Here is a 1,412-nt window from a genome sequence, read left to right as displayed (position 1 = left end):
GAGGTCCTCAAGATCATCGTGAACCGCAATCCCGGCTTGACCGAAGACCACGCAGCCAAGTTCCTCGCGATGGCGGAGCGGTCGTACTGTCCGCAGCAGTTGGCACCCAGCGCACCGCAGACGGGTGACGCCCCACCGGGTTAGGGCTGGGTTAGGGCTGGGTTAGGGCTGGGTTAGGGCTGGGATAGGGCTGGGCACGGTCAGGGCCGCCACCACGGCCGCAGCGGCAGCCCGCAATCGCCGCCGCGGTCGTCGAGCTTGGCCGCCAGTACGTGGTGCAGCTGAATCGCGTTCTGTTCGAACCCCACCCGCGAACCCGCCATGTACAGGCCCCATACCTTGGCGGTGGCCAGGCCCACCTCGGCGACGGCCTCGTCCCAGTGCTCGACGAGGTTGCCACACCAGTCGCGCAGCGTCAACGCGTAATGGTGGCGCAGGTTCTCCTCGTGCAGCACCTCCAGCCCGACGTTTTGGACCTCAGTGATGATGCGCCCGGACCCGGTCAATTCCCCGTCCGGGAACACGTAGCGGTCGATGAATCCACCAGCGGCGAACGTCGACGAGTTGTCACGGCGGGTGATGCAGTGGTTGAGCAGCAGACCGCCGGTGCGCAGCCTGGATTTGAGGAAGCCGAAGTAGGCCGGATAGTTCGCCACGCCGATGTGCTCGGTCAACCCGATCGAGGAGACGGCGTCGAAGCCGGCCTCGCGGACGTCGCGGTAGTCGCAGTGGCGCACCTCGGCCAACTCAGTGAGCCCCTCCGCCTCGATCGCCAGCTGCGCCCACTTGGCCTGCTCGGCCGAGAGGGTGGCCCCGACGGCGCGCACACCGCGACGGGCGGCGTAGCGGACCATGCCGCCCCAGCCGCAGCCGACGTCGAGCAGTCGGTCCCCGGGTCGCAGTCGCAGCTTGTCGAAGATCAGCCGGTGCTTGTTCTCCTGAGCTTCCTCCAGACTGGCGTCGGCGTTCGGGTAGACCGCGCAGGTGTAGGTCATTGACTCACCGAGCACCCACCCGTAGAAGGTGTTCGACACGTCGTAATGGTGGTGGATGGCCTCGGCGTCACGAGATTTGCTGTGCCGGAAACCTTCCGCGATGCGACGCCAGCGGGGCAGCGATTCCTGTGGCGGCGGCGGGATCGGCACCAGATGCTCTACCCCGATCGAGCGGATGATGGTGGCCAGCAGCCGCGGCGGGGGGCGTTTGAAGTCCAGCTTGTCGGCGAGCGCGTTGAGCAGTTCATACGGATCGCCCGGGTGGACGCCGTGCGCTTCCAGGTCGCCCGCGACGTAGGCCCGGGCCAGCCCCAGGTCGCTAGGTGCGGTGGCCAGGTAGGTGGTGCCGCGCGGGGTCAGCAGATCCAGACCCAGCTTGGCGTCATCCGGCCCGGCCGTGCTGCCGTCGTAGGCGGT

General features: G+C 67.7%; 2 protein-coding genes. One reads left to right on the top strand and one right to left on the bottom strand.

The annotated features are described in order from the left end of the window. Positions 1–12 precede the first annotated feature (12 nt). On the top strand, positions 13–144 hold the full coding sequence (locus AC2VOP_RS01045; RefSeq protein ID WP_486959240.1) for a DUF732 domain-containing protein: 132 nt from the start codon (positions 13–15) through the stop codon (positions 142–144). Between the two features lie 56 nt (positions 145–200). Here AC2VOP_RS01045 and AC2VOP_RS01040 read toward each other — a convergent pair. Beyond that, a partial coding sequence (locus tag AC2VOP_RS01040; protein ID WP_486959239.1) for a class I SAM-dependent methyltransferase occupies positions 201–1,412 on the bottom strand: 1,212 nt, incomplete at its 5' end.

It is taken from the genome of Mycobacterium sp. TH-M106, from assembly GCF_057473765.1.
The sequence above is the reverse complement of the archived record's forward strand: the minus strand, read 5'-3'. Positions and strand labels throughout refer to the sequence as shown.